Source organism: Sulfitobacter sp. HI0129 (assembly GCF_001635395.1).
In the GTDB taxonomy this organism is placed as follows: Bacteria; Pseudomonadota; Alphaproteobacteria; order Rhodobacterales; family Rhodobacteraceae; genus Sulfitobacter.
Map to the genome: position 1 here is coordinate 1 of NZ_LWGH01000355.1, position 6,298 is coordinate 6,298.

The following is a 6,298-nucleotide window of genomic DNA, read 5'->3' on the forward strand; positions in this document are numbered from 1 at the left end:
GAGGGGAGCGAGGCCGCACCCGATGCAGTGCCCGCCGAGACTGAAACCGCACCGTCCGAGGCAGCGGCAGATCCGCGCCCCATCACCCGCTATGCTGTCGACTTCGAACCGGAGCCGGACAAGCCGCTGATGTCCATCGTGCTGATCGACGACGGCCAATCCCTGACCGGCGGCGAAGCCGGTCTGGCGGCGCTGCGCAGCTTTCCCTATCCAGTGACCTTCGCCGTGGACGCCACGCTGGAGGATGCCGAAGAGCGGATGCGCGCCTTCCGCGACGAAGGCTTCGAGGTGCTGGCCATGGTCGACCTGCCCGAAGGGGCGGACGCACGCGATGCGGAGACGACCTTTGCCACCGCGCTGACGCGGGTTCCCGAAGCGGTCGGCGTGCTGGAAGGCACCGAAGGCGGGTTTCAGGGCAGCCGCGAAACCTCCGACCAGGTATCGCAAATCCTTGCCGATACCGGCCACGGGCTGGTGACGCAGGACCGCGGCCTGAACACGATGCCCAAGCTCGCGCGTAAGCAGGGGGTGCCCGCGTACCCGATCTTCCGCGATTTCGATTCGAAGGATCAGACCCCGACCGTGATCCGCCGGTTTCTCGACGGGGCCGCCTTCAAGGCGCGGCAGGAAGGCGGGGTGATCATGCTGGGAAGGCTGCGCCCCGATACGATATCCGCATTGCTGCTCTGGGGGCTTCAGGACCGGGCCAGCAAGGTATCGCTGGCCCCGGTCTCCGCCGTGCTCTTGCAGGAACCGTAAGTGGCGCGACGGGCGGCGGACCGCCCCGGGGGCTCAGATGATCTCATCCTCGTCGAAAAGGGGATCGGTCTCGAGCTGGGTGGTCAGATGGCCCACGGTCGTGTTCGCGACCTTCGGCTCCAGCCGGGCAAGGTGAAAGATCGCATCGCCCTCGTTCACCACCGGCAGGATGGCGCGCCCGATCAGGATGCCTGCTTCGGGGGCGCGCAAATCGGTCTCCACATTGCCGAAGGGGTCGGAGACGCTGGCCAGCAGATCGCCCTCGGCGACCGTTTCGCCCTCGGCCCGGAAGGTGCGCAGCAGCCCGCCTGCCGGGGCCCGCAACCAGATCGATGAGGTGCAGACATAGGGGCTGACCCGGGCGGTCGAAATGCCCTTGGCGGGCAGCATGTCCTGCCCGCGCATCACCCGCAGGATCCCGGCGAGGCCCGCCCGCACCGCCATTTCGTCAAACCGCAGACCTTCGCCCGCCTCATAGAGCAGGATCGGCGTGCCGAGCTTCGCCGCGACGGCCCGCAGCGAACCGTCCCGCAGGGGCGAGGTGAGCACGACAGGCGCGCCGAAATCCATCGCCATGCGGTTCGTCAGCTTGTCCGAGGGCGAGACCCGTACCTGCGGCAGGTTCGTCCGGTGGATCGCCGCCGAATGCAGGTCGATTCCGAAATCGCAGCGCAGCACGACTTCCTGCATGAAGATGAAAGCCAGCCGCGAGCCGAGCGAGCCCGAGGGCGAGCCGGGGAAACAACGGTTGAGGTCACGCCTGTCCGGCAGGTAGCGAGAGCGGTTCAGGAAGCCGAAAGAATTCACCACCGGCACCACCAGCAGCGTGCCACGCAGGGACTTGAGCTGCGGCGCGCGCAGCAGCCGGCGCACGATCTCGACGCCGATCACCTCGTCGCCGTGAACCGCCGCGCTTACGAACATGGTGGGACCGGGCCGCTTGCCGTGAAAGACCTCTACCGAAAGATGCACCGGCGTGTGGTCGGGCAGGATGGAAACCGGCAGATCGATCTCCACGCTGTCACCCGGCGCGACGACATGCCCCGCGATTTCGAAGGGTTTGCGCGCCACTGTCAGCCATTGCCCCCTTTTCCGAAGCGCGCCGCATCCGCGGCGGCCCGGCGGATGGCATTGGATTTATGCACCGTCTCCATATACTCGGCTTCGGGGTCGCTGTCGTAGACCACGCCGCCCCCGGCCTGGATATAAAGCGTTTCATCCTTGATGACGGCGGTGCGCAGGGCGATGCACATGTCCATGTCGCCGCCCGCGCTGAAATAGCCCACACCCCCGCCGTAGACCCCGCGCTTTTCGGGCTCCAGCTCGTCGATGATCTCCATCGCGCGCACCTTCGGGGCGCCCGAAACCGTGCCGGCGGGCATGCCCGCAAAGAAGGCGTCAAGCGCGTCGCGCCCCGGGTCCAGCTCCCCCACCACGTTGGAGACGATGTGCATCACGTGGCTGTAGCGTTCGACGATGAACTCCTCGGTGGGGCGCACGGTGCCAATCTTTGCCACCCGGCCCACGTCATTGCGACCCAGATCCAGCAGCATGAGATGTTCGGCCAATTCCTTTTCATCGGCCATCAGATCGGCTTCGAGCGCGCGGTCCTCCTCCGGCGTGGCACCCCGGGGGCGGGTCCCGGCGATGGGGCGGATGGTGACCTCGTTCCCGAAGACGCGCACAAGGATCTCGGGCGATGCGCCGACCACGTGGAAGCCGCCGAAGTTGAAATAGAACATGAAGGGCGAAGGGTTCGTCCGCCGCAGCGAACGGTAGAGCGCGAAGGGCGGCTGGCGGAATTCCTGCGCCCAGCGTTGGCTGGGCACGACCTGAAAGATGTCGCCCGCCACGATGTAATCGCGCGCCTTTTCCACCGCTGCCTTGTAACCATCGCGGGTGAAGTTGCTGACGGGTTCGGGGGCCTCCGCCGCATCGCCCATCTCGCGCGAGGTGCCGGGCAGGGCGCGTTCCAGATCGCGCACGGCGTCCATCACCCGTTCGGCGGCCTGCGCATAGGCGGCGCGGGCGGAATGGCCGTCCGATACCCAGGCGGGGGAGACGATGGTCACCTCACCCTTCACGCCATCCAGCACGGCAATGACCGAGGGGCGCAGCATCACGGCATCCGGCAGGCCCATCGGGTCGGGGTTCACATCGGGCAGATGTTCCACCAGCCGGATCATGTCATAGCCAAGATAGCCGAAAAGACCCGCCGCGGCCTGCGGTAGATCCTCGGGCAGATCGATCCGCGATTCCGCGATCAGGCTGCGCAGCGCATCGAGCGGCGGCGCGTCCATCTCTTCGAAAGCGTCCGCATCGTAGCGGGCCATCCGGTTCACCGCGGATCCGGTCCCCCGGCAGCGCCAGATCAGGTCAGGCTTCATCCCGATGATCGAATAGCGCCCGCGCACCTCGCCCCCGGTAACGGATTCCAGCACGAAGGCATTCTCGGCCCCGCCCGAGAGCTTGAGCATGAGCGACACGGGCGTGTCGAGATCGGCGGCAAGACGGGTATAGACGATCTGGTTCCGACCTGCCGAATAAGCCTCGGCGAAGGCGTCGAACTCCGGGGTCAGGGCCATCTGCGTACCTTACGGGAAATTCACATGTACGGCGTTGATCGCCTGCTGGTCGATCTGCGCACGGGCCCGTTGCATCACCTCGGAGGCATAGACGGCAAAGATGTCATCCGCCAGCGCCTGATCGAGCTGCTCGCCGATGCGCTCCACCAGCGCGGTGTCGGCCTCGCCTTCAGCGGCGGGCGTGATCGCGTCCAGCCGCAGCAGGACGACGGTACCACCGTCGCCTTCCATCGCGACGACCTCACCGGGTTCGAGCGTGAAGACACGTTCCATGAAGTCCTCGGGCGTGCCTTCGATAAAGGCCGACCGGGTCTGGTCGACCTCGGAGACCGCATCGAATCCGGCCGCCGCAAAGGCGCCTTCTTCGCCCAGCTCGGGCAGCAGCGCCTCGGCTTGGGCCATCAGGGCCTCGCTGGTGCGGGCGTCACGCAGCGCGGCGGTAACAGCCGCGCGGGCATCCTCGAAGGGTTCGGGGCGCTCGGGCAGGGTGGCATCGACGCGCATGGCATAGATGCCGCCATCATCCAGTTGCAGGATACGGGGGAAATCACCCTCGGCCTGTGCCGCGGCCTCCTGACGGAATCCGGCATAGGCGGCGATGCCGCCGCTGCTGTCTTCGGTCCAGTCGATCTGACCCAGTTCCATCTCTGTGTTCTCGGCCAGTTCTTCGAGCGAGATGCCGCCCGCCAGCTGGTCATCCAGTTCCTGCGCCCGGCTTTCCACGGCCCGGACCGCCCGGGCGGAGGCAAGCTCGGCCCGTAGCGCCGGTTCGGCATCCTCGAAAGAGGTGTTCTGGGCGGGAAGAACGCCGTTCACCCGGAAAAGGGCGGGCCCCAGCGGCGTGGTGATCGGGCCGACGACATCGCCCGCCTCCGCGGCAAAGACCTGCTCGCCCGCGGCGGCAAGATCCTGCAGGCTCACGTCGCCCAGATCCACGTCAGCCAGCTGCAACCCGCGCTCTTCCACGAGTTGCTCGAAGGTGGTGCCGGACACTTCCAGCGCCGCGGTGGCGCGGTCTGCGGCATCCTGATCCGCAAAGACGAGCCGCTCCACCAACCGACGTTCGGGCTGGTTGAACTGCGCCTCGCGTGCTTCGTATTCTGCACGCAATTCCTCTTCGGGGACTTCCACTTCCTCAAGCAGGGCATCGGGCGACAGCAGCGCATAGGTGATCTGCTTGGTCACCGGCAGCATGAAGGCGTCCTGATTTTCTTCGTAATAGGCGCGCAGTTCCTCGTCACTGGGCTGGGGCAGGGGCTCTGCCAGATCGTCGGCATCGAGCAGCGTCCATGTGAAGCTGCGCTGCTCTCCCACGTAGTCCACAAGCGTGCGGGCATAGACGCGCGGCATTTCCACACCGCCGACGATGGCCGCCTGCAGCAGCGTGCGCGCGGATTCCTCGCGAAGGGAATTTTCAAATTCGGTTTCGTTCAGCCCGCTTTGCTGAAGCGCGAAACGGTAGCCTTCCCGGTCGAACTTGCCGTCCAGCCCCTGAAACGCCTGTATCTGGAGGATCTGTTCGCGCAGGGTCTCATCCCCGATGGAGAGACCCAGTTGCTCCGCCTCGTTGTCGAGCGCGCGCTGCCGCACGATCCTTTGCAGCACGGCCCGATCCAGCCCGATTTCCTGCGCGCGCTGAAAGCCGAGCGCCTCACCGGTCTGGCTTTCGATGGCGCGGATTTCCTGCTGAAGCTGCCGGGCATAGAGATCCACCGGGATCGATTTTTCGCCCACCGTGCCGATGGTGCGGATGTTCCCGCTGAGGTTCACGGCGCCGAAGCCGCCAAGCCCCAGTATCAACAGACCCATCAGGATCCAGACGGCGGTTTTCGTGATGCTGTTGCCTTTGGCCATTGGGTCGTCCTCACCAGTTCGGAAGGTGTCTATGCGCTGCGGGTCAGCGGGGCAAGAGCCAGCGCCTTCACCCTTTGGAAAGCTCCGCGAGCCTGTCGAACAGCCGGTCGATGCCCGAAGCGTCGAGATTGGCGAATGCGATGCGCAGCTGAGCCTCTCCCGCGGGGTCATCCGTGGGGCAGAACATCGTGCCCGGCAGGCAAAGCACCCCGGCCTCACGCACCATCCGGGGCGCGAGTGCGGCGGAGGACATCTCGAACGGGTGGGACATATAGGCGAAGTATCCGCCGAGACCCAGCAACTCCCATCCCAGCGGGGTCAGACGGGACATCGCGGCTTCGATCGCGCGGCGGCGGGCAAGGATCTCGCGCCGCTCACCGGCGAGCCAGTCGTCAAGGTTCTGCATCCCCCACAGGGCGGCATGCTGGCCGATCTGGGCCGGACAGATGGCGACGGTATCGAGGAACTTCTCGACCTCTGCCAGGCGCGCGACATTGGCGATGATGGCGCCGACGCGGTGGCCCGTGAGGCGGTAGGCCTTGGAAAAGGAATAGAGGTGGATCAGCGTATCGGCCCATTCCGGATCCTGAAACAGATCATGCGGCGCACCGCTGCGGCTGTGAAAATCGCGATAGGTCTCATCGAGGATCAGCGCGATACCCCGCTCGCGTGCCAGTTCGAGAAAGGCGCGCAGCAGTGACGCGGAATATTCGGTGCCGCAGGGATTGTTGGGACTGACAAGCGCGATGGCGCGGGTGCGCGGCGTGATGAGCGCGGCGGCCCGGTCGGGATCGGGCATCAGATCGGCCCCGCAGGGGAGGGCCACTGCCGAGACGCCGGACATATCGAGCCACATCTTGTGATTGAAATACCATGGCGTCGGCAGGATCACCTCGTCCCCCTCGGCGCAGAGCGTGGCAATCGCGGCCGCGAAAGCCTGGTTGCAGCCCGAGGTGATGGCCACCTGTTCCGGCAGGACCTGGCCTGCGTAAATGCGGCCGGTGCGGGACGCCAATTCGGCGCGCAGGTCCGGCAGGCCCAGTACCGGCCCATAAAGATGGGCGTCGTCCCGGTTCATGGCGACCTCCGCCATGGCGGCG

At 66.1% G+C, this 6,298-nt stretch carries 5 protein-coding genes; 1 reads left to right on the top strand and 4 read right to left on the bottom strand.

The genetic code is table 11. The features are described from left to right. The coding region (locus tag A3764_RS08965; RefSeq protein WP_150122117.1) for a divergent polysaccharide deacetylase family protein at positions 1-759 on the top strand (759 nt) is incomplete at its 5' end. A gap of 33 nt (positions 760-792) precedes the next feature. Here the strand turns inward: A3764_RS08965 and A3764_RS08970 are convergent. The 4 genes from A3764_RS08970 to A3764_RS08985 all read right to left on the bottom strand — a co-directional run. Next, a complete protein-coding gene (locus tag A3764_RS08970) occupies positions 793-1,830 on the bottom strand; it encodes a succinylglutamate desuccinylase/aspartoacylase family protein (RefSeq protein WP_067921004.1) in 1,038 nt (345 codons plus the stop codon). 2 nt (positions 1,831-1,832) lie between these two features. Next, positions 1,833-3,344: an anthranilate synthase component I gene (trpE, locus tag A3764_RS08975; protein WP_067921003.1), complete on the bottom strand. Its 1,512-nt coding sequence runs from the start codon at positions 3,342-3,344 to the stop codon at positions 1,833-1,835. Positions 3,345-3,353: 9 nt separating this feature from the next. Next, complete coding sequence (locus A3764_RS08980; RefSeq protein WP_067951501.1) at positions 3,354-5,198, bottom strand: peptidyl-prolyl cis-trans isomerase; 1,845 nt, start codon at positions 5,196-5,198, stop codon at positions 3,354-3,356. 67 nt (positions 5,199-5,265) lie between these two features. Further along, a partial coding sequence (locus A3764_RS08985; RefSeq protein ID WP_067951502.1) for an aminotransferase occupies positions 5,266-6,298 on the bottom strand: 1,033 nt, incomplete at its 5' end.